We start from the raw sequence: 22,107 nt of genomic DNA, 5'->3' as shown, positions 1-22,107 counted from the left end.
CGTCGAAACGGTCTATTTTTAGGTATTTTTGTATCGATTTTTTATTAAGTGCGTGGTGCGATCACTTGCCACACATTCCAGCGACCTTGCTTTTCAATTTCAGCAATCAAACGGTCAGCCACTTCGGCTTCTTGCGGGTATTTGATTTTATAGTTTTTCAAAGTTTGTACTGCATTTTTCTTTTGTTCCATGGCAATATAATTGTTTGCCGCAGACAAATAAGCTTCCTGCACACCTGCTTTCATGGCTTTGTCTAAATAAGGAATGGCTTCACGATGACCGCCACCTTCAGACAGACCGAAACCAAACCAGAAATTCGCTTCGGCATCTTCCTGATTAATTTTTAAGATACGCTGCGCATAGTTAAGTGAGCGTGTGGTGTAAACAGAGCCTAAGTCTAGGTTACGTGCCATAACACTGGCTTTAAATGCACGCATCAAAATATCAAAAGAGGCATTTTCATTGGCTGCCAAAGTGTCTAATTGTTGAGTCACTTCTTTGAGCTTTGCCTCGAAACCACGACGTTCCTGACGTTCGCTAAAACGTGGTGGATAGTGACGTGCTTTGCCTTCGACCAATTGTAAGAAGTCATCAATTTCGGTGATGTCAATTTCGTTTTCACCTGCCAAAACTGCAAACTTCAAGCTACGGGCATTGTTATTGACCGTAGGTACAATCAATTTGTTTTGATCTAAGGTAATGCTTTTGCTTGGATCATTTGGGTTAGTAACCACCATTTTAGTCACAGGCTGTGCTGCTGCTTTTTGTAGGTTAATTTCAAATGGTGGTGGGGCATCATAATTAAATGGATTTAAGGCATAGAATGGTGCACTTAATTCAGGTTCGGTAAATACGATAGGTGGTTTTACTTCTTGTTTTGGTGGTGCAACACAGGCGCTAACGAGCGTTGCGGCTAGAATACTGAGTGCCAAAGGCTTAAGGGTCATGGTGTTCTTCCGTTCAATTTATTTTAAAAGTGAGAGGTGATTGTGTCGGATTAAAATATTGCATGTCGGTCAGTCTAAGAAATCTGTTCCGAACATGCAATACAATTGAGGGGGCTTAGTTACACAGTGATACGAAGTTTTTTTAAGTATGTAGGATTGATCAAATAAACAGCCCTATTTACTTTGTGCTTCACACTCACGTCTAACATCTTCAATTATTTTTAATTCTTCTGCACTATAAGGTTGTTCATTTTGCTGTGGGTTTTTAAAGCTTGGGTCAAGTAAAGAGAGACGCTGACATAATAAATTCATACGTTTTTCATTTTGTTCCAAGCGATCTAGTAATACTCGCATGCCGTCCAATACTGGGTCAGATTGGTCCTGCGTTGCTGCATAAGGTTGGAAACCAATACTGGCAGCATAATCACGACGACGTGCTTCCTGATCATCGGCAGGTTTATTTTTCATAATAAAGCGCGCAGGGTTACCCACAGCAGTTGCGCCTTCAGGTACTTCTTTGGTCACAACCGCATTAGAGCCAACTTTGGCATTTTTATGTACGGTGAATGGGCCTAGAATTTTCGCGCCTGCACCGACTACTACGCCATCTTCCAAAGTTGGATGACGTTTGCCTTTATTCCACGTTGTGCCGCCTAAAGTCACGCCATGATATAAGGTGACATCATCACCAATTTCAGCAGTTTCACCAATCACCACGCCCATGCCATGGTCAATAAAAAAGCGACGACCAATTTTTGCACCGGGATGAATTTCAATTCCTGTAGCAAAACGGCTAAATGACGAGAGTAGACGTGCCGACCCCTTGCAGTCTTTGTTCCATAATTCATGCGCCACACGATGCATAATTAAAGCGTGAATTCCTGGATAAGTGGTTAAGACTTCAAGTGTATTTCGAGCAGCAGGATCGCGCGCGAAGACAGCTTGAATGTCTTCTTTGAGCTGTTTAAGCATTAGTTTGATCCTCGTCCTGTGTTGATGTAGATTTTTTCCATGAACCGTTATTCATTGCTTGTACGCGGCTAAAAATACCGCGAAGTAAATGGTATTCCATACGATCTAATTGTATACGTCCGAAAAGCCGACGCAAGCGCAAAGGCAATAATCGTGGATTTTTTGGATCCATAAATTCAATTTCTGCCAGCATTTTTTCTAAATGTGGATAGAACTGTTGCATTTGTTCATGGTTGACCAAAGGTTCATCCCATTGCATCGCTTCAGAATCTGTCACTTGCATCGTCGCTGCAGGATCGGCAATTTTTCCGACAATATCGATGGCAGCCATACGCATTTCATAGCAAATCACTTGAATGGCTTGAGCAACATTGAGCACACCATATTCTTCATTGACAGGAATCGTCACGTGATAATTCGCCAAAGCCAGCTCTTCATTGGTTAAACCACGATCTTCACGTCCAAAAATAATGGCAACATTTTGCCCATGCTGTGCCACAGCATTTAACGACTTTTCTGCCGCAGGGCGTGCATCTAAGAGTGGCCAAGGAATAGTACGACTACGTGCACTGGTGCCAAAGACCAAATGGCAGTCGGCAATTGCATCTTCGAGCTGTTCAACCACTTCAATCTGTTCAATTAAATCGGTTGCACCTGCCGCCAAAGCATCAATATCTGGATGCGGATAGGTTTTTGGATCAACCAAAACCAATTTACATAGCCCCATGGTTTTCATGGCGCGTAAGGCGCTACCGATGTTGGCAGGCAGGGTGGTATTCACCATGACAATACGCACGTGGGAGAGGTGTGCGGCAACAGCTGCATTGTCGGTTTGACTCATAACAAATCCAGATGGGTTAAATTTTTAATTAAGAATATTGATCAACTTCGGTATGGTATAAATCCATAGCATCATCCATGCTCATATCAGCAGGTGGTGGAGCAATCGATGCAGGTTTCGCCACATCGACAGCTTTCGCGGCTTTGGATTTCACTTGATATTCGATATGCAGGCTTTCTTTACCAAAATAGTCACGCAATTTGACCAAGGCTTCATCTAAGGGTGCGATTTTCCACTGAATGCCCAAATGTAATTCTGCAGTGGCATAAGCATAGTCAAGGTGCAATAAAACAGGAATATGCGTGCATAAATCCACATTACAATAAGGCAGCAACATATTTTGTAAGTCTTGACTCAAGGTCTTGCTTAAATGTTCTGCATGCAAGTGAATTTGAATACTATTGGCGCGTTTTTGACGAATTTCATTCAAGCTAAACGCTTTGGTTAAGCGTCCCATTGGGCGGTCAAAACCTTCACGTTCGTAAATTTCGCCTTCAATCACCACCACTTTTTCAGTTTGTACAATATCTTTAAAGCGTTGGAAGCGCTCATGGTTGGCAGATACTTCAATACGTGCCGTACCATCATCTAAAGTGACCACCATCCGATTTGGGAAGTTGGCGACATCCACCACCAAGCCTGCAAAGACGGTGGTCACGCCACGACGGGTTGGCGTCAGTTCATTAATTTTACTTGGAATAAAGGCTTTTAATTCATTGCGATAGACATCAATCGGGTGACCAGTGAGGTAAAGTCCAAGTGTGTCTTTTTCACCTTTAAGTCGGACTTCATCTGACCATGGTTTTACAGGTTTGGCAGGCTTACGTTGCACTTCTTCAACTTCGCCAAACAAATCCATGATGCCTGTTTCACGGTTGGAACGCGCTTGTTCCGCCGCTTGTACCGCTTCTGGTAATTGAGCCATTAAACTAGAGCGTTCGATGCCTAAGCAGTCTAATGCACCCGCACGAATTAAGGCTTCAAGGGTTCGTTTGTTGATTTTTTTCAAATCAATACGATGACAGAAGTCAAATAAATCGCGGTATGGGCCTTCTTTTTGGCGAGAATCAATCACCGATTGCATGGCTTGTTCGCCCACGCCTTTAATTGCGCCAAGTCCGTAGACAATGGTGCGTTCATCGCTGGCGTGGAAATGATACAAAGACATATTTACCGAAGGTGGTAAAACTTCCAGACCATTGTGGCGACAGTCATCAATCAGGAACACCACGTTATCGGTGTTTTGCATTTCCGACGACATGACCGCAGCCAAGAATTCGGCAGGGTAATGTGCTTTCAGCCATGCCGTCTGATAGGCAACGAGGGCATAAGCAGCCGCGTGGGATTTGTTAAAACCGTAGCCTGCGAACTTTTCCATATAGTCGAAAATATGGTTGGCTGTGGCGGCATCAATGTCTTTTTTCGCAGCACCTTCAATAAAGATTTGGCGCTGTTTCACCATTTCTTCAGGTTTTTTCTTACCCATAGCACGACGTAGTAAGTCCGCACCACCGAGGGTATAGCCTGCACAATACTGTGCCGCCTGCATTACCTGTTCCTGATAAACCATAATGCCGTAGGTTGGCTCAAGCACACCTTCTAGCAATGGATGCAGATATTCAAACTCGCCACCGTGCATACGGTGAATAAAGTCAGGAATCAGATCCATCGGGCCGGGACGATACAAGGACACGAAAGCAATAATTTCTTCAAATTTGCTTGGACGTGCTTCTTTCAGCATCTTTTTCATGCCCACGGATTCAAACTGGAATACCGCTGTGGTGTTGGCATTGGCAAAGACTAAATAGGCATCTTTATCGTCCAGTGGAATATGGGCAATATCTAGCGGTGTATCGGCTTGGATGCGTTTATTGATATTTTGTACAGCATCTTCAATAACTGTCAGGTTACGTAAACCCAAGAAGTCAAATTTGACCAAACCTGCCGATTCAACATCGTCTTTATCGTATTGTGCAACACGGGCGGTTCCATCAGCATCGCACATAACCGCAGAAAAGTCGGTGATTTTGGTTGGTGCAATGACCACACCACCTGCGTGTTTGCCTGTGTTGCGGGTAATGCCTTCAAGTTTTAAAGCCATTTCCCAAATTTCTGAAGCATCGTCATAGTCTGGGTTAGATGGATTGGTCACCACATCTTTCAGCTGTGGTTCGGCTTCAATTGATTCTTCCAAACTAAGCCCTAAAGGTTTAGTTGGAATCAGTTTAGAAATACGGTCTGCCAAACCATAAGACTTGCCCAAAACCCGTGCGACATCTCGAATCGCACCTTTGGCGGCCATAGTACCGAAAGTGGCAATTTGTGATACCGCATCACGTCCATAGGTGCGTGCCACATAATCAATGACTTTATCGCGTCCTGCAATACAGAAATCGACGTCAAAGTCGGGCATGGATACACGTTCTGGGTTTAAGAAACGTTCAAAGAGTAGTTCATAACGCAATGGGTCTAAGTCGGTAATTTTTAAGCTATAAGCGACCAATGAGCCTGCGCCTGAACCACGACCCGGCCCAACAGGTACGCCATTATTTTTAGACCATTGAATAAAGTCCATGACGATGAGGAAGTAACCCGGGAAGCCCATCGAGTTAATAATATTAATTTCGTATTCAATTCGTTCATCATAAGGTTTGCGAATTTCTGCCCAGTCTTCATCGCGCTGTGTGACAGGATAGAGCACATTTAGACGTTCTTCTAAACCTTGTTTGGATAGGTGCGCGAAGTAGGTATCAATGGTGTGTCCGTCTGGAATTGGATAATCTGGAAGGAAATATTTACCCAATTGCAGCGTGACGTTACAGCGTTTGGCAATGTGATAGCTGTTTTCAATAGCACTTGGAATGTCGGAAAATAATTCCGTCATTTCTGCAGTAGTTTTAAAATATTGCTCAGGACTATACGTTTTAGGACGACGGTTATCCCCTAAAACATAACCATCGGCAATACAAACTCGCGCTTCGTGCGCTTCATAATCTTCACGGCGGACAAAGTGCACATCATTATGTGCCACCACGCCAATATTATATTTTTTAGCTAATTTAACCGCTTCGGCAATAAAAGCATCTTCATCGGGACGATCTGTACGGGTCAGCGCCAAATAGACCCGATTACCAAATTTTTCTATCCATTCTTCTAGCAACGGTTCGGCTTTTTGTGGATTGGACGTGATCAGCATTTTGCCGACATCACTTTGAATGCCGAGTAACAGAATCAGATCATCGGCTTGTTCTAAAATCCATGCTTTATTGACGCAAGGGATATTGAGTTGCTGACCTTCAATATAGCCACGCGACACCAGTTCGGTCAGATTGCGCCAGCCGTGATTGTTCACCGACAATAGCGTCACACGATGATCGGCATCATTTAAACGCAGCACTGAACCTAAAATCGGTTTGATGCCTTGCCCCAAACATTTGCCATAAAACTTTACGGCAGCGTGCAGGTTAGAGAGATCGGTCAATGCCAAAGCAGGCATTTCTTCATTGACTGCAGCTTTAATCAAGTCAGGTACGCGTACAATCGACTCGGTAATCGAAAATTCTGTATGTATACCTAAATGAACAAAGCGCATGAATCAGTCCCTTAAAAAATCACGGGTTAGTTTAGCATGCTCTGCTCAAGACAAAACATGCTGCAAAGTTTTTCCTACGGTTTTCGATGATCTTGACCGTATATCAAAATTTCAGTTTTTTGGATGTTGATATGGCGTGAATCACGTATGCATGGAGAAGGAGTGTGGTTTTAACCCCTTACACACTCATACGAGTAGCAAGGAGTTAAATGGTGAATCTATTTCTGATGTGTAGATGAAAGATTTATCTGAGTTTAGATAACCAATCGCCTAAACTTTGCACCAATTGCACTAAAATTAATAAGACCACCACGGTTAGCATCACGACACTACTATCAAAGCGTTGATAACCATAAGAAATAGCAAGGTCACCAATGCCGCCTGCACCGACTGCGCCTGCCATAGCAGTTGCGCCAATTAAGCTAATGGTGGCTGTGGTTAGGTTCAAAATGAGTGAGCTACGTGCTTCAGGTAAAATAAATTTGAAGATAATCTGTAAGGGTGTAGCACCCATTGCCTGTGCAGATTCGACAATCCCTTCATTGACTTCAAGCAGTGAAGTTTCTACCAAACGACCAATATACGGGCCGACATAAATGGTCAGTGGAACAATGGCTGCCCAAGTTCCGATGGATGTACCCACTAACAATTTAGTCAGCGGAATCACCGCAATCAATAAAATAATAAAGGGTAGGGAGCGCAGTGCGTTTACAATCGGGTTAAGCCCGTGATAAATCACACGGTTTGGCAAAATACCTGTCGGACGAGTCACTACAAGGGTAATGCCCTGAATAAAGCCCCAGATACAACCAAACAACATGGCAAAGAACACCATGTGAAAGGTTTCTTGTAAGGCTGTAACAAACTGGTCAATAGATAAAGAGCTTTTCCAGAAAGGCGCAGTTACTGAGGTCAGCCACTGTACAATTAAATCTCTCATGCTTGTACTCCTGACTGTTCAACTTCAACACCATTGGCTTGCAGAAATTCAAGTGCTTGTTGAATGACGCTTGCATCACCGAGCAATTGTATAAACATTTGCCCAATCACAGCGCCATCAATTTCGGTCATATTGGCAAATAAAATATTCAGGCTGATATCAAACTGTTTAATGACGGCTTGAATTACGGTTTCCTGAGCTGATTTACCTAAAAACTTCAGACAATAAATGCTGTGCTGATTTTGATTTTCCAGATTATTCAAAATATTGATAGGCAATTGCTGCTGCAACACGGTTTGAATAAAGCTTTTGGTGGTCGGATGTTGCGGTTGACTAAATATTTCTAGGGTTGAACCTGTTTCAATGACTTTGCCTTGTTCCATCACCGCCACATAATCACAAACCGATTCAATCACATCCATTTCATGTGTGACCATTACAATGGTAATGCCTTGTTCGCGGTTAATTTTTTTCAGTAATTCCAGCACAGATTTGGTGGTTTGTGGATCAAGTGCTGAAGTTGCTTCATCGCAGAGTAAAATTTTAGGATGATTGGCTAGCGCACGCGCAATACCGACACGTTGTTTTTGTCCGCCTGAAAGTTCATCAGGGTAGGCGTCTTTTTTATGTTTTAAATCAATAAACTCAAGTAATTCATTTAAACGCTTTTCGCGTTCGGCTTTGTTCCAGCCTAACAGTTTCATCGGCATTTCAATATTGGCAGCCACAGTTTTGGTCTGCAATAAATTGAAGTGCTGAAAAATCATTCCAATATGGGCACGTTCTTGACGTAATTCGCGGGCATTGAGTGCAGTAAAATCTTTTTGATGAATGATGACTTGCCCAGCATTTGGACGCTCCAACAAATTGATCAAGCGGATTAACGTACTTTTACCTGCACCACTATAGCCAATAATGCCAAAAATACTGCCTGTTGGAATTTGTAGGTTAATTTGATCCAACGCACGCAGTGTTTGACCTTTGAGCTGATAGTGCTTTGAAATGTTTTTAAATTCAATCATATCGTCAAGAAATGTCCATAAATGAAAAAACAGGCAAAGTTCGCTTTGCCTGTTTTGTTTAACGCATTATATTACTATTTTGCTGCTTCAGTGAAATAGCTGACAGGTTTATTTACCGCAACTTTTGTTCCGCCAAAGTGCTGATCAATATATTGCTTCACCGCTTCGGTATGATACAACGCAGCTACTTTTTGCAAGATTGGGTCATTTTGACGATCTGCAGCAGTCGCGAGAATGTTGACATTCATTTTTGTGCTCTGGTCAATTGGCTCGTAATAAATTGAATCTTTAAGTACGTTCAAACCACCTTCCATTGCAAGAGTGTTGCCCAAAACAATTGCATCGACTTCATCTTTTACACGTACAGCCGTTGCCATTTGAATCGGTTTGATTTGAATTTGCTTCGCATTTTCTACGATGTCTGCAGGCGTGCCTTGAACATTGTCAAAACCATCTTTCAGTTTAACCAAACCAGCCGATTGAAGTAATAACAACGCACGTGATTCATTGGCACCATCATTTGGAATAGCAATGGTTGCACCTGTTTTGAACTCATCCAACTTTTTCACTTTGCTTGAGTAAATACCCATTGGCTCTAAGTAAGTTGTCGCTACTGGTGCAATTTGATCTTTATTGTTGGCATTAAATGCCACCATATAGGCATAAGATTGGAATGCGTTAAGATCAATTTCTTTATTTGCTACCGCCGTGTTCATTGACACGTAATCGGTGAAGTTTTTCACTTCAAGTTGAATACCTGCTGCTTTGGTTTCAGGTAAGTCGGCAATAAAACGCCAAATATCTGCATCTGAACCAGTCGATGCCATAGTGACAGTGTGTAGAGCAGAAGAATCTTTTTGTGCCGCGTCAGTCGCAGGCGCTTCTTGTTTGCCACAGCCAGCCAAGCCAACTGAAAGACCAAGTACAAGACCAAGGAGCTTTTTCATGAATATATCCCGAGCAAGTTTAAGCCGTGCCTAAAGTTGCCAATGATTGAGAAGAATCAAATCAGCACGATGGATGGAATCGCATGATGATGATTTTGTATGTTTCTCAAATATGTTGTAGGTATTGTTTGAGTACTGAAAAAGTCAGCCCACAGCTCAATCAATAATTTTGAGATGGATGGGCAATTCACTTTTTCAAAAGATGCACCATCATAACAATAAAAAATAATTCTATATAGTGCTGTGTATGTTATGCATATCACTGTTTTTACAACAGAAAGCGAATAAGTCAAAATAAGTTCTTATAAATAAATATATTCTGTAAAGATTAAGGATTTGAACAAGTGTTTAAATATTTAGGTGCTTTAAAATTTATTCTGCAATCGATAGTAAAAAACGAGATATGAAATTGTCGGTATGAAATCGGCTTAGTTACAAGAATCAGAACATGGCTGTAAATACATAAAAGAAGTTATGAATGATTTTTCCAACGATAATATATCGCCCATATATAAGGCAAACAGAGTAACAATGAACCTATCCCTATAAAAACATAAGCCAAATATATTAATCCTGCAAAAATAAAAAGTATTTGCAATGTAAACTCAACGAATATTGAAATTAAAAATTCTTTGAAGCTTTTTATTTTTTGCATGTTTATTGATCTAAAGTATTTTATAAACGTAGATCATCACAATGTACATGGGTTACAACCTGATAAACAAAAAGCTCGTACAGTGACGAGCTTTTTTATGGACTTAAATTTTTAGGCTAAACTAAAAATTTTAAGCATTTTCACGAGCAATGGCACGATAGCCAATATCTTTACGATATTGCACACCATCAAAGGTAACTTTTTCGCACAGTTCAAGGGCTTTAGCTTGCGCTTCGCCAATGGTATTACCGAGCGCAGTTACACACAGTACACGACCACCATTGGTCACAATCTCACCATCGGCATTGCTTGCTGTACCTGCGTGGAATACTTTCGCATCTGCCATTTGTGTTTCTAAACCAGAAATCACATCACCTTTGCCTGAAGTTTCAGGGTAACCCGCAGTCGCCAATACAATCCCGACAGTTTTGCGTTCATCCCAGTCTGCTTCGGCAGGTAAGTTGCCAGCAATACCTGCTTCAACCAAATCTACCAAAGATGACTTTAAGCGCATCATAATTGGCTGCGTTTCAGGGTCACCAAAACGGCAGTTAAACTCGATCACTTTTGGTTGACCTTTGTCGTCAATCATTAAGCCAGCGTATAAGAAACCTGTATAAACATGACCGTCTTTTTTCATACCTTCAACGGTAGGACGCATCACTTCATTCATCGTTTTTTCAAATACGTCTGCAGTCACGACAGGGGCAGGAGAGTAAGCACCCATACCGCCAGTGTTTGGACCTTGGTCGCCTTCAAAAATACGCTTGTGGTCTTGTGAAGTTGCCATAGGAAGGATGTTGTCGCCATCAATCATACAAATGAAAGAAGCTTCTTCACCGGCAAGGAATTCTTCAATAACTACACGCGAACCCGCATCACCAAATTTGTTGCCTGCTAGCATGTCATCAATTGCATCAAATGCTTCTTGATTGGTCATCGCCACGATCACGCCTTTACCTGCAGCAAGACCGTCCGCCTTGATCACGATTGGAGCACCATTTTTTTCAACAAATGCTTTTGCCGCATCAACTTCGGTGAATACGTCATAGAATGCAGTTGGAATGTTGTGACGTTTTAAAAAGTGCTTGGCAAAGGCTTTAGAACCTTCAAGCTGTGCAGCAAACTGGGTTGGGCCCCAAATTTTTAAACCCGCTTCACGGCAGGCATCTACTACACCATTGACCAGTGGTGCTTCAGGGCCAACAATGATTAAATCAACAGCATTATTTTTGGCAAAGTCGATGATTGCAGGGTTATTTTGAATATCTAACGCTACATTCTCGCATTTGTTTTCTGTTGCCGTACCTGCATTACCCGGTGCAACGAAGACTTTAGCGACTTTGTCATCTTGTGCGATTTTCCATGCCAACGCATGTTCACGACCGCCGCTACCTAAAACTAAAATATTCATCTAAAAATCCCTCAAAGAATAAAATCCCCCTAGCGAAGCTATGCTTTTCACCCTTGAAAAGGAAGGAGATTGTGCATAAAAACACAGTTCCCTTACGTGAAAAGTCCCCCTTTTATAAAAAAGGGGGATTTCGGAGGATTATTAAATACGACTTCTAATTAATGAGTTTAATTAGTGACGGAAATGACGCATGCCAGTGAAGACCATTGCAATACCAGCTTCATCTGCTGCTGCAATCGTTTCTTCATCACGCATAGAACCACCCGGTTGAATAATGCATTTGATACCAGCTTTAGCTGCGTTATCAATACCATCACGGAATGGGAAGAATGCGTCAGATGCCATTACTGCACCTTCAACCACTAAACCTGCATGTTCTGCTTTAATGGCAGCAATACGAGCAGAGTTTACACGGCTCATTTGACCTGCGCCAACACCAATGGTCTGACGGTTTTTCGCATAAACAATTGCGTTCGATTTTACGTATTTCGCAACTTTCCAAGCAAAGATCATATCGTCAATTTCTTGTTCAGTTGGTGCACGTTTGGTCACAACTTTTAAGTCATCTTTCGTGATCATGCCCAAGTCTTGGTCTTGAACCAATAAACCGCCGTTGACACGTTTGTAATCCATTTGTGGAGCGCGTGCATCAATCGCAGGAAGCTCACCACATACCAATACACGTACGTTTTTCTTCGCGCCAGTCACTTCAAGTACGCCATCTGCAATGCTAGGCGCAATGATTACTTCAACGAATTGACGGTCTACAATCGCTTGTGCAGTGGCAACGTCTAACTCACGGTTAAACGCAATGATGCCACCAAATGCAGATTCAGGGTCAGTTGCATAAGCAAGGTCATAAGCCGCTTGAATACCGTCTAAAGATACAGCAACACCACATGGGTTCGCGTGTTTTACGATCACACAAGCAGGTTTTGCAAATGATTTCACACATTCAAGTGCGGCATCAGTATCTGCAATGTTGTTATAAGATAATTCTTTACCTTGAAGCTGTTTCGCTGTAGAAACAGAAGCTTCAGTTGCAGCAGGGTCTACATAGAACGCTGCAGATTGATGCGGGTTTTCGCCGTAACGTAAATCTTGCGCTTTGTTCAATTGTGTATTGAATGTACGTGAAAATTGGTCAGCAGTACCTTCTTCTTTACCTACACGTGCACCTAAGTAAGAGGCGATCATGCCGTCATATTGTGCAGTGTGTTCAAATGCTTTCACTGCCAAATCAAAACGAGTTTCGTAAGACAATGCACCGTTGCTTTTCATTTCTGCAATAACAGTCGCATAGTCAGAAGCATTTACTACAATACCTACAGAAGCATGGTTTTTCGCTGCAGCGCGAACCATAGTAGGGCCACCAATGTCGATGTTCTCAATCGCATCTGCAAGTGAACAATTTGGTTTTGCAACAGTCGCAGCAAATGGATAAAGGTTAACAACAACCAAGTCGATGGCATCAATATTGTGTTCTGCCATGACTGCTTCGTCTAGACCACGACGAGCCAAGATACCGCCATGAATTTTTGGGTGTAACGTTTTTACACGACCATCCATCATTTCAGGGAAACCAGTATGCTCTGATACTTCTACGACAGCAATATTGTTGTCTTTAAGCAACTTATAAGTACCGCCAGTAGATAAAATTTCTACCCCAAGAGCAGCAAGGTCTTGTGCAAATTCAACAATACCTGTTTTGTCAGAAACAGAGATTAAAGCGCGTTTAATAGTCATGATCTTCGTCACAGTTTTCAATTACAGATTAAAACAAACTAGCAAAATGCAGGTAAAAAAAATGCCTGCGGAGGTCGCAAGCATTTTATCACTTATTCACTCATTAAACCGTGAGCTTTTAACTTTTTACGTAAAGTACCACGGTTTAGTCCAAGAATTTCAGCAGCGCGTGTTTGGTTACCGCGAGTGTATTCAAGAACAACAGATAAAAGAGGTTTCTCCATTTCTGCTAACACCATGTCATACACTTGTGAAGGTTGTTCACCTTGTAGTTGTGCAAAATAATGGCGAACTGCGCGATCTACGTGAATACGTAAAGCAACATCAGATTGTGCAGTAAAAATAGGAGATTTGCTATTCATGCGAATTAATCCGAAAATCAGATATCACTGGGATAAAGTGATATATCAATGTGGTCTATAAATTAAATGAACTCCGTTTTAGATCCTAAAACGGGAAGTTCTAAAACTGGAACATTTAGCTTGCCACAACTCTAGGCATTGGTCGAAATTTAAGCGTAACAATACATTAATAATTGTTACAGACCAAAATCAAAACAAAAAATCTACTCTGTACGCGATATATAAAAATAAAGCGCATTAGACAGATCTATATTTGTTGTGAATCTTGCGAGGAGTTTGCAGCACAAAGCTTTCGTGGCGCGTATGATACCATTGTATGAGAAAAAGTGAGCAAGAAAACTGCAATTTTTTTAATTTTTTTCGCTATTTTTTCACTATTTTTTTGTGAATTAAGGCTTGATAATTTCTAAAGTATAGGCATCGAAGTCGTTTCGTGATATTGGAACTAAAATGTCAAACTTAAATGGACTGTTTTTAGGAATACGTTGAATACTCGAAAGACTTTCGACCAAATACTCCTGTGGGGAATAGATGTAAGTCGATAATGTTTGTTGTTTTTCTTTTAAAGTGACTTTGATATTAGGCAAAGCCAAGCTTTTATCATAGTAATTGATCAGCTCACCCGTAAATTGTGTATTCATACGATCTACACGTTTAACCTTCACGCGATTTGCTGAAATTAAGCTATAGCGTTCTTCTAAACTGCTACAGTTAAAAAATTGACAGACTTGGGTAAACACAGAATTCAGTGCAGGGCTGCTGTTTAAAAACTTTGGGTTAAACCACAAAATTTGGAAGATCAACAAGCCAATCAATAAAAGATTAATAATTCCCCAAAGTAAGTAGTAACCATTGCCATGCTTTTTTTCACTTTCAAGATCAGGCGCAGACAACTTCATGGCAGGAATGTTGCCAATCGGTTCAGTACTGAAATAATTGAGGTTATTCAGATAGGTTTTCAGATCAATATTGGAATGTTCAACTTTACGCTGAAAAATATCTAAAATATGTTGCGGTTGCGCAAGTTCAGCAGTTGCCTGCATAAAACTGCGGTTTTGAATGTGATGTAATTGTGATGTGACTGAGTTTTTATTTTGAGGAAAGGCAAATACCAAATGCGAAAGAGCATTAAAGGTATTGTCGCATTTAGGACAACAAACCATCCCTTGCGCAACGGTCAGCTGCGCAACGGATACTTTATAAACAGTTTGGCATTCAGGGCACTTGGTTTGCTTGTCACTCATAACTCAAAAATTACAGTTAGTGGGGATGGCGTTTCCCAGAAATTCGACACCAGTTTTCTTCACGTTTTTCGACTTGTACTATATCAAAAAATTCAGAATAAACACTAGAAACTTCAGCAACTTGCTCTTCAATTACACCTGCAAGTGCGAACTCGCCCTCAGATTTAATTAAAGTTGCAAACTCTGGCGCAAGCATCATTAATGGGCCTGCCAAAATATTGGCAACCAAAATGTCTGCTTTTTCATTGCCAATGGTTTCATTGAACTCTTCTGGAAGTCCAACATATAAGTTTTTAAGTACACCGTTGAGTTCAGCATTTTGTTTGGTCGCTAAAACTGCTTGCGGGTCAATATCAGTCGCATAGACTTTTTTTGCACCGAGCAACAAAGCCGCTACTCCTAAAATACCTGAACCACAACCGTAGTCGATCACGACTTTATCTTTTACATTGGTTTTACCTAACCATTGCAGGCACAGGAACGTACTGGCATGGTTACCTGTACCAAAAGCCAAACCTGGGTCAAGTTTGATATTGACTGCATCTGCCTCAGGTGGTTCTAACCATTCAGGTACAATCCAGAATTTCTCTGCAATCTGGATTGGCTCGTAGTAATCCATCCATGAGCGTTCCCAAACCTGATCTTCCAAAAATTCACTGCGTAAAGGGGCATCTGGCATTTGCGCACGAATAAAGGTTTCTAAGGCTGCAACATCAATTTCTTCACCTTCGTCTTGTGCATAAATACCTGTCACAATGACTTTGTTCCAAAGTGGTGTTTCACCTGGTAGTGGCTCAAGTAAGTCCTGATTTTCCGCATCATCTAAGGTTACGCTGACTGCGCCCAATGAACTGAGCAGGGTTTCAGTAAAATCGACTTGCGCTTGATCAACAGTAATATGTATTTGTAACCACTTCACGGAGATAACCTAAAATTTAATGCGTAAGCGCTATTGTAACTGAACTGCTGCAGGCGCTGTTATTTTTTATTAGGATTGCGAAAGGGAAAACTCTATACGATTGGAAGTTTCAAATTCGCTTTATGCTTATAGTCGAATAATGTGACAAAAATATAACTCTAAAAAATATAAGTTAAGAATTTGTTTGAACCATCATCGCTCAATCATCCCCAAAACAGTCAAATTGCTGGATTGGGGATGATTGAGAGACTTGTTTTAGGATGCAGATTGCTCCGATGCAGGAGTCGGCACAAATTTATTTAGTAATGTGCCTAAAATTGCGGCAAAAATATACATGAAAATAGAATAAACCGCAGCAGGCATGGCAATGGTTGAGCTTGCCATAACGGTTAGGGCGATGGTCATTGCAAGGGTACTGTTGTGAATGCCAATTTCAAAGGCGCAGGCACGGGCTTGTTGGCTGTTCACACCAAAGAAACGCGGGACAAAATAACCAATCAATAAACTGCAGGCACAGAACAGGGCAGTGGCAAGTCCTACATCTGCCAAATAAAGCATGATGTTATTTCGCTCTTTGGCAATCGCGCCAATAATAATCACTATCAGAAAAACCACAGCAAAAATACGCACAGGTTTGTTTAAACGGTCTGCCGTTTGCGGGCTAAAATGGCGTACCAACATCCCCAAAGTGACAGGGATAATAATAATTAAAAACACCTGTAATACTTTGGCAAACTGTAAGCCGACTTGTTGCCCATCCTGCATAAAATGTTGAATGGCAAAGTTGACAATCAGGGGCAAGGTAAATGCTGCAATCACGGAATTCACGGCAGTGAGGGTGATGTTTAGGGCAATATCACCTTTATATATGTAGCTAAATAAGTTGGCTGTTGGCCCACCTGGAGATGCTGCTAGTAGCATGAGTCCGACTGCAAGCAGTGGTGGTAAATTCAGCAGTTTACAAATAAAGAATGCAATTGCTGTCAGGACGACCAATTGACAAAATAAAGCAATAAACACTGCTTTGGGGTGTTTGCTCACCCGTTTAAAGTCGTTAGGAGTGAGTTCTAAGCCAAGTCCAGCCATGACCACGGCCAAAGCCAGCGGCAAAAATATTGTGATTAATCCTGAATCCATAAAGACTCCTTTGTTTTTACATCTACAATAATTTATTTGATATTTAACTGTTTGTTTAATATGTAGTTAATTTTGCTCACGTTTTAAATTGTATTTTTATTGTGGTTTAAACTCTGCTCCTGTTTGTGTTGATGGGCAAGTTTGGCCGATTGTCTAGCTAACATACTCCCTAAAATAAAGCTGAACATATACATAAAAATTGTGTAAATCGCAGAAGGAATGGCAATTTCAGTGCTTTGCAAAACCGATAGCGCAACGGTTAAAGAAACAGCAGTGTTATGAATGCCAATTTCAAAACAACAAGAGCGTGCTTGTTGATCAGGCACACCCGCCAAATACGGCACAAGATAACCAATAAGTAAACTTAAAAAGCAAAAAAGCGCTGTGGCGATACCAATCGCACTGAAATAGTCAAAGACATTGGCGCGTTCGCGGAAAAGCGCATAAAAGAATAAAGCGAAAATGAAATAAATGGACATCAAACGCATAGGTTTGCCCAACTGTAATGCAATTTGTGGCATTGCATTACGCACCGCCATTCCTACACAAACAGGCACAATAATCAGTAAAAAAACCTGTGCCATTTTTTCAATTGGCATGCCAATTTGTTGTTGATCGGTCATAAAATACAGAAAAGACAAATTAACAATAAAAGGCAGCGTAAAGGTCGCCATCACAGAGTTCATTGCGGTTAGGGTAATATTTAGGGCAACGTCACCTTTATAAACATAGCTAAATAAGTTAGCAGTAGGCCCCCCTGGTGAGGCAGCAAGCAGCATTAAGCCAATTGCCAAGAGCGGTGGCAATTCTAAAAATAAACAAATTGAAAATGCTAAAACAGGCAAAATGACCAATTGTGAAAAAAGCGTTAAAAAAATGACTTTAGGAAATTGATTGACCCGAATAAAGTCTTTAGGCGTGAGTTGTAAGCCTAAGCCCATCATCATCACAGCTAAGGTCAGTGGTAGAAAAAAGGTAAAAAAGCCTGAATCCATAGCACATCCTTTATTTTTTTCTTATGGGTATAATTTTCCCTCTCTTTGCAGTGTAATTGTTTTTTGAGCTTGTGCAATAAACAAAGCAGTCACTTCTTATAAATGACTGCTTTGGTGTTATTTTCATGCTTTCAGTTTGAATGAATACCCGATCTGTTCATGAAAATATAGATTAAGTGATTGATCACATTGCAGCAGGGCGTGGTGGCGTAAAGCCTAAGGCACATTTGCCTTTTAACTCAGTACTATTGACTGTAATGACGGTGCTTTGCGCATCTGCCATACAAGAACGGTATAATTCAGGCTCATTGCCTTGTAATTGCACTGCTTTAGATGAACTAAAGAATTGTGGTTCACAGGTACCATTCCAGATAATCCCACGATAAGCAAAGCTTACAGGTGCGCCCTGAGTTTTACCTTTACAGACTTGCTGGAATTTTTGCGCGTTATAGACGGTTTCTACTTTATCATTTGCCTGCACTGCAAATGGACTGAAAAATAAGCCACAAAGCATAGAGGACAGCAAAATTTTCTTATTCATGATGTTTCCCTTTGTTTCTCATATCTGTGTTATTAGGATAAAAAATAGACAAATTAAAACAACGGTGATCTGGTTAATTTTTAGGTCTAAATGTTTTTATGTACAGTAAAAATGCAAATTTGGATTACAAAATATTAATTTTGTAGCGCGGTTAAGCCAATAAAATCGACTGAATCTGTCAACTTATGCCACAAGTTTTGCTATAATATTCCGTCTTTATTTTTTATCTCTCATTGACCATTATGCACTATCCTAAAGTTTACGATGTCATTGTTATTGGTGGCGGTCACGCAGGCACCGAAGCGGCGCTTGCAGCAGCACGTATGGGTCGTCAAACCTTACTCTTAACTCATAACATTGAGACTTTAGGGCAGATGAGCTGTAACCCTGCAATTGGCGGGATTGGTAAGTCGCATTTGGTACGTGAGATTGATGCCTTAGGCGGTGCAATGGCATTGGCTGCCGATAAAAGCGGGATTCAATTCCGTATTTTAAACTCGCGTAAAGGTGCTGCTGTTCGTGCAACACGTGCGCAGGCAGACCGTGTTCGTTTTAAAGCTGCGATTCGTGCCACTTTAGAAAACCAAGCCAATTTAGATATTTTCCAACAAGCAGCCGATGACCTGATTGTAGAAGGCGATACTGTAAAAGGTGTAGTCACTCAAATGGGGATTCGTTTTGATGCGAAAACCGTGGTATTGACCACAGGTACATTCTTGGGTGGTGTGATTCACATCGGTTTAGAAAAATCGAGCGGTGGTCGTGCAGGCGATCCTCCATCAATTGCTTTGGCGGCACGTTTACGTGAATTAAATTTGCCTGTAGGGCGTTTAAAAACAGGTACGCCACCACGTATTGATGCACGCTCAGTCGATTTTTCGGTCATGATTCCGCAGCCAGGTGATTTCCCATCACCAACCATGTCATTCATGGGTGATGTGTCGATGCACCCTGAACAAGTGAACTGCTATATCACCCATACCAATGAACGTACTCACGAAATTATTCGTGGTGGTTTAGATCGTTCACCGATGTATACAGGTGTGATTGAAGGTGTTGGCCCACGTTACTGCCCATCGATTGAAGATAAAATTCACCGTTTTTCTGATAAAGACTCGCATCAGGTATTTTTGGAGCCTGAAGGTTTAGATACACATGAATTGTATCCAAACGGGATTTCAACCTCTTTACCGTTTGATGTGCAGTTCGAGTTAGTTCGTTCAATTCGTGGTATGGAAAATGCGCATATTTTGCGTCCAGGTTATGCGATTGAATATGATTACTTCAATCCACAAGCCTTGAAATTCACTTTGGAAACCAAAGCCATTAATAACTTGTATTTTGCAGGTCAAATTAATGGTACGACTGGCTATGAAGAAGCGGGTGCGCAAGGTGTGTTAGCTGGTTTGAATGCGGCACGTCGCGCTTGGGATCAGGAACAATGGACACCAAAACGTGACGAAGCTTATATTGGTGTATTGGTTGATGATTTGATCACGCTAGGTACTAAAGAACCGTACCGCATGTTTACCTCACGTGCGGAATACCGTTTGATGTTGCGTGAAGATAATGCCGATCAGCGTTTGACGCCAATTGGTCGTGAGCTTGGTTTGGTGGATGACACTCGTTGGGCGGCTTACTGTGAAAAAATGGAAGCAGTAGAACGTGAAACAGGGCGTTTACAGCATTTGTGGGCTGCACCAAACAACCCAATGGGCAAAAAATTTGTTGAAATGACAGGTGCAGATTTATCTAAAGAATGTTCTGCGATTGATCTGTTAAAACGTCCAAATATCAGTTTTGCGCAAATTGCAGAATTAACAGGCTCAGAAGTTTCTGCACAAGTGGGCGATCAAATTGAAATTGCAGTGAAATATGCTGGTTATATTAACCGTCAGCATGAAGATGTCGCACAGTTAAAACGCTTGGAAGAAACTAAAATCCCTGCCGATTTTGATTATGATGCAGTGTCAGGTTTATCGCGTGAAATCACGCTAAAATTGAAGCATGTTTTGCCTGAAACTTTGGCACAAGCCAGTCGTATTCCAGGTGTGACACCTGCCGCAGTTCAATTGGTGATGATCACCATTCGTAAAAATGCACAGTCACGTAAATCTGCTTAAGGTTTGATGGATTGATGAAGAAGCCCACAATTTAAATTGCGGGCTTTTTTATGCGCCAAAGTAAATCAGATGCTAAGCAAAGAAGAAGTTGCGTATAAGAATAAATCTGATTTCGACTGCATATCTTATGATTTCACAGCTAGATCAGGAGCATTTAAAGTGACACTTATCAACACAGATAGGAGCAAAATATGACTTTAAAAACCATTCGTTATAATACAGCCGAGCTAGCATGCCTACGTTGTATGATGCCGAGTCAATGTTAACTTTAACTTCAATCACAATAATTAGATTTGAACAAGAACGATAATGCGATTGCCCCAATATCTTTGGGGCTTTTTTATTCCTGAGTTTGATTCACCACATTGGCAACGTCTACAGGTTCAATCTGAATCAGCTTTTTGCCAAAACTACGCAACCACCAGACCAATTGTGAGGTAAAAGGTACAGTGGCTGTCACCAACACATCACCATTTTCCAGCGTTTCCATAGTTTGATCTTTGCTTAATTGGCTTTCATCGAAGTAAATGGCATCAGCTTTTTGCATGGTGAGTTTGAGCTGAATATTTTCTGTGGCTTTGCTGAAATCGACTCTAAAACCTAATTCGCCAGATTCAATATAAGCATCAATATCAAAATTAACAGGATGCAAGGCGCGTGAATCTAAAACTTTGGCTGCTTTAAAACGATGCAGAGCAAAGGTTTGAATGTCGGTTTTATCAAATCGGGTACAAATTAAATAAATCACCGCACCTTTTTGAACTAAAGCCAAAGGATTCAGCACATAAGTTTTTTCTTCGCCTGAGCTGCTGCGTGATTGATAAATACATTCCAGTTGTTTGTCTTGGAGTAAGCCTTCATAAATCGCCTGTTGTGCATTGCGGTCTACGACTGGTGGAATTAAAGGTTGTGTTGCAGGCACAATCCGCACACGGTTAATCCATTGACGGACATTGTTTTGGGTCGATAGACTGCGTCGAGCCAAATCAAACCATGGGTTCATTTCTTCAATTAGACTTGGCGGTAGCAGATGTTTTAAATGTTCCTCGACCATCATAAACGTTACCGCTTGAGAGCTGGTCATGTGCGGTAAACTTTGAATCGGTGCATCTGAACGCCAGCGCCAACCTTGTGGCACGGTACCATTACTTTCAATTGGAAAGCGCTGAGAAATTTGATTTAAGTCACGTTGAATCGTACGCAAACTAATGTCGATACCTTCACGTTGCAAGACATCGTGTAATTCGCGTGTGCCCATCCATTTACCTGTAGAAAGGCACGATAAAATTTGCCATTGGCGATATAAACTATTCGATGTTTCTTTTTCTTGTATAGACATATTCAATATTTACTAGGTCAATTCATACGGATGAAAACTTGTTCTTCCACACAATAAGAAAACTCGGAATGATTAGCAAGTTTTTTACTGAAAAGGGCAGCATATCACTGCAGATTTTGCAGTAAATATCACAAAATTTGGACAGGCAAAGTTAATCAAATAATAGAAACGAATCAAAAGCCATGACTTCAAACCATACTTGGATCAATTAGAAAAGCAAGACCTAACAGTTATATTTAAGTGAAAACACGTCAGCATTTTGTATGGTAGATACAGGTTTATGTAAATAAAAGCGGTCTGAGTGGATGAGTGCTGTAGGTTAATTAGGCAAGGCGATTGAGGTACTTTATCGTGATGAATTGTCAATAGAC

General features: G+C 41.2%; 17 protein-coding genes. 1 reads left to right on the top strand and 16 read right to left on the bottom strand.

The window, feature by feature from the left end; genetic code table 11:
- Nucleotides 1–44 precede the first annotated feature (44 nt).
- The 15 genes from E0H79_RS03490 to E0H79_RS03420 form a co-directional block, all read right to left on the bottom strand.
- Nucleotides 45–947 carry an ABUW_2363 family tetratricopeptide repeat lipoprotein gene (locus E0H79_RS03490; RefSeq protein WP_004973117.1) on the bottom strand — a complete coding sequence of 301 codons (903 nt, stop codon included), beginning with the start codon at nucleotides 945–947 and terminating at the stop codon, nucleotides 45–47.
- Between the two features lie 174 nt (nucleotides 948–1,121).
- Nucleotides 1,122–1,919, bottom strand: a complete 798-nt coding sequence (gene cysE / locus E0H79_RS03485; RefSeq protein ID WP_004973118.1) for a serine O-acetyltransferase — start codon at nucleotides 1,917–1,919, stop codon at nucleotides 1,122–1,124.
- Complete coding sequence (locus tag E0H79_RS03480) at nucleotides 1,912–2,760, bottom strand: RNA methyltransferase (protein ID WP_004973119.1); 849 nt, start codon at nucleotides 2,758–2,760, stop codon at nucleotides 1,912–1,914. The genes cysE and E0H79_RS03480 overlap by 8 nt, the downstream gene beginning before the upstream one ends.
- A 28-nt stretch (nucleotides 2,761–2,788) precedes the next feature.
- On the bottom strand, nucleotides 2,789–6,352 hold the full coding sequence (dnaE, locus tag E0H79_RS03475) for a DNA polymerase III subunit alpha (protein ID WP_131260819.1): 3,564 nt from the start codon (nucleotides 6,350–6,352) through the stop codon (nucleotides 2,789–2,791).
- Nucleotides 6,353–6,596: 244 nt separating this feature from the next.
- Nucleotides 6,597–7,292, bottom strand: a complete 696-nt coding sequence (locus E0H79_RS03470; RefSeq protein ID WP_004973122.1) for a methionine ABC transporter permease — start codon at nucleotides 7,290–7,292, stop codon at nucleotides 6,597–6,599.
- Nucleotides 7,289–8,314, bottom strand: a complete 1,026-nt coding sequence (locus E0H79_RS03465) for a methionine ABC transporter ATP-binding protein (protein ID WP_004973123.1) — start codon at nucleotides 8,312–8,314, stop codon at nucleotides 7,289–7,291. Before E0H79_RS03465 ends, E0H79_RS03470 begins: the two co-directional genes overlap by 4 nt.
- 74 nt (nucleotides 8,315–8,388) lie before the next feature.
- The gene (locus tag E0H79_RS03460; RefSeq protein WP_004973124.1) at nucleotides 8,389–9,261 is read right to left on the bottom strand and encodes a MetQ/NlpA family ABC transporter substrate-binding protein; all 873 of its coding nucleotides are present in this window, start codon (nucleotides 9,259–9,261) and stop codon (nucleotides 8,389–8,391) included.
- A 785-nt stretch (nucleotides 9,262–10,046) separates the two neighbouring features.
- Nucleotides 10,047–11,330, bottom strand: a complete 1,284-nt coding sequence (gene purD / locus E0H79_RS03455; RefSeq protein WP_004973125.1) for a phosphoribosylamine--glycine ligase — start codon at nucleotides 11,328–11,330, stop codon at nucleotides 10,047–10,049.
- 171 nt (nucleotides 11,331–11,501) lie between these two features.
- Nucleotides 11,502–13,076 (bottom strand): bifunctional phosphoribosylaminoimidazolecarboxamide formyltransferase/IMP cyclohydrolase, encoded by a 1,575-nt coding sequence (gene purH / locus E0H79_RS03450; protein WP_096900914.1) that lies wholly within the window; start codon nucleotides 13,074–13,076, stop codon nucleotides 11,502–11,504.
- A gap of 92 nt (nucleotides 13,077–13,168) precedes the next feature.
- The gene (gene fis / locus E0H79_RS03445) at nucleotides 13,169–13,438 is read right to left on the bottom strand and encodes a DNA-binding transcriptional regulator Fis (protein WP_001086304.1); all 270 of its coding nucleotides are present in this window, start codon (nucleotides 13,436–13,438) and stop codon (nucleotides 13,169–13,171) included.
- Nucleotides 13,439–13,827: 389 nt separating this feature from the next.
- Nucleotides 13,828–14,682, bottom strand: a complete 855-nt coding sequence (locus E0H79_RS03440; protein ID WP_004973129.1) for a DUF3426 domain-containing protein — start codon at nucleotides 14,680–14,682, stop codon at nucleotides 13,828–13,830.
- A 16-nt stretch (nucleotides 14,683–14,698) separates the two neighbouring features.
- Entirely contained in the window at nucleotides 14,699–15,601 is a 903-nt protein-coding gene (gene prmA / locus E0H79_RS03435) for a 50S ribosomal protein L11 methyltransferase (protein ID WP_004973131.1), read from the bottom strand.
- A 255-nt stretch (nucleotides 15,602–15,856) separates the two neighbouring features.
- Nucleotides 15,857–16,738 carry a bile acid:sodium symporter family protein gene (locus E0H79_RS03430; RefSeq protein WP_131260818.1) on the bottom strand — a complete coding sequence of 294 codons (882 nt, stop codon included), beginning with the start codon at nucleotides 16,736–16,738 and terminating at the stop codon, nucleotides 15,857–15,859.
- 83 nt (nucleotides 16,739–16,821) lie between these two features.
- Nucleotides 16,822–17,733, bottom strand: a complete 912-nt coding sequence (locus E0H79_RS03425) for a bile acid:sodium symporter family protein (RefSeq protein WP_004973134.1) — start codon at nucleotides 17,731–17,733, stop codon at nucleotides 16,822–16,824.
- A gap of 184 nt (nucleotides 17,734–17,917) precedes the next feature.
- The gene (locus tag E0H79_RS03420; protein WP_131260817.1) at nucleotides 17,918–18,274 is read right to left on the bottom strand and encodes a hypothetical protein; all 357 of its coding nucleotides are present in this window, start codon (nucleotides 18,272–18,274) and stop codon (nucleotides 17,918–17,920) included.
- 242 nt (nucleotides 18,275–18,516) lie between these two features.
- Here E0H79_RS03420 and mnmG point away from each other — a divergent pair, with 242 nt between their 5' ends.
- Nucleotides 18,517–20,397: a tRNA uridine-5-carboxymethylaminomethyl(34) synthesis enzyme MnmG gene (gene mnmG, locus E0H79_RS03415; RefSeq protein WP_131260816.1), complete on the top strand. Its 1,881-nt coding sequence runs from the start codon at nucleotides 18,517–18,519 to the stop codon at nucleotides 20,395–20,397.
- Between the two features lie 340 nt (nucleotides 20,398–20,737).
- On the opposite strand, the gene E0H79_RS03410 is transcribed toward mnmG, so the two are convergent.
- Nucleotides 20,738–21,736, bottom strand: coding sequence for a helix-turn-helix transcriptional regulator (locus tag E0H79_RS03410; RefSeq protein WP_131260815.1), 999 nt, complete (start codon nucleotides 21,734–21,736; stop codon nucleotides 20,738–20,740).
- Nucleotides 21,737–22,107: the final 371 nt, after the last annotated feature.

The organism is Acinetobacter sp. ANC 5045 (assembly GCF_004331005.1).
Classification (GTDB): domain Bacteria; phylum Pseudomonadota; class Gammaproteobacteria; order Pseudomonadales; family Moraxellaceae; genus Acinetobacter; species Acinetobacter towneri.
This window is presented reverse-complemented; position numbering and strand designations above follow the sequence as displayed.

Coding starts and splice junctions, on each gene's coding strand:
- E0H79_RS03470 (WP_004973122.1), bottom strand. CDS start 7,292: ATGAGAGATTTAATTGTACAGTGGCTGACCTCAGTAACTGCGCCTTTC.
- purH (WP_096900914.1), bottom strand. CDS start 13,076: ATGACTATTAAACGCGCTTTAATCTCTGTTTCTGACAAAACAGGTATT.
- E0H79_RS03480 (WP_004973119.1), bottom strand. CDS start 2,760: ATGAGTCAAACCGACAATGCAGCTGTTGCCGCACACCTCTCCCACGTG.
- dnaE (WP_131260819.1), bottom strand. CDS start 6,352: ATGCGCTTTGTTCATTTAGGTATACATACAGAATTTTCGATTACCGAG.
- E0H79_RS03490 (WP_004973117.1), bottom strand. CDS start 947: ATGACCCTTAAGCCTTTGGCACTCAGTATTCTAGCCGCAACGCTCGTT.
- E0H79_RS03420 (WP_131260817.1), bottom strand. CDS start 18,274: ATGAATAAGAAAATTTTGCTGTCCTCTATGCTTTGTGGCTTATTTTTC.
- E0H79_RS03410 (WP_131260815.1), bottom strand. CDS start 21,736: ATGTCTATACAAGAAAAAGAAACATCGAATAGTTTATATCGCCAATGG.
- E0H79_RS03425 (WP_004973134.1), bottom strand. CDS start 17,733: ATGGATTCAGGCTTTTTTACCTTTTTTCTACCACTGACCTTAGCTGTG.
- fis (WP_001086304.1), bottom strand. CDS start 13,438: ATGAATAGCAAATCTCCTATTTTTACTGCACAATCTGATGTTGCTTTA.
- cysE (WP_004973118.1), bottom strand. CDS start 1,919: ATGCTTAAACAGCTCAAAGAAGACATTCAAGCTGTCTTCGCGCGCGAT.
- purD (WP_004973125.1), bottom strand. CDS start 11,330: ATGAATATTTTAGTTTTAGGTAGCGGCGGTCGTGAACATGCGTTGGCA.
- E0H79_RS03465 (WP_004973123.1), bottom strand. CDS start 8,314: ATGATTGAATTTAAAAACATTTCAAAGCACTATCAGCTCAAAGGTCAA.
- mnmG (WP_131260816.1), top strand. CDS start 18,517: ATGCACTATCCTAAAGTTTACGATGTCATTGTTATTGGTGGCGGTCAC.
- E0H79_RS03430 (WP_131260818.1), bottom strand. CDS start 16,738: ATGGATTCAGGATTAATCACAATATTTTTGCCGCTGGCTTTGGCCGTG.
- E0H79_RS03460 (WP_004973124.1), bottom strand. CDS start 9,261: ATGAAAAAGCTCCTTGGTCTTGTACTTGGTCTTTCAGTTGGCTTGGCT.
- E0H79_RS03440 (WP_004973129.1), bottom strand. CDS start 14,682: ATGAGTGACAAGCAAACCAAGTGCCCTGAATGCCAAACTGTTTATAAA.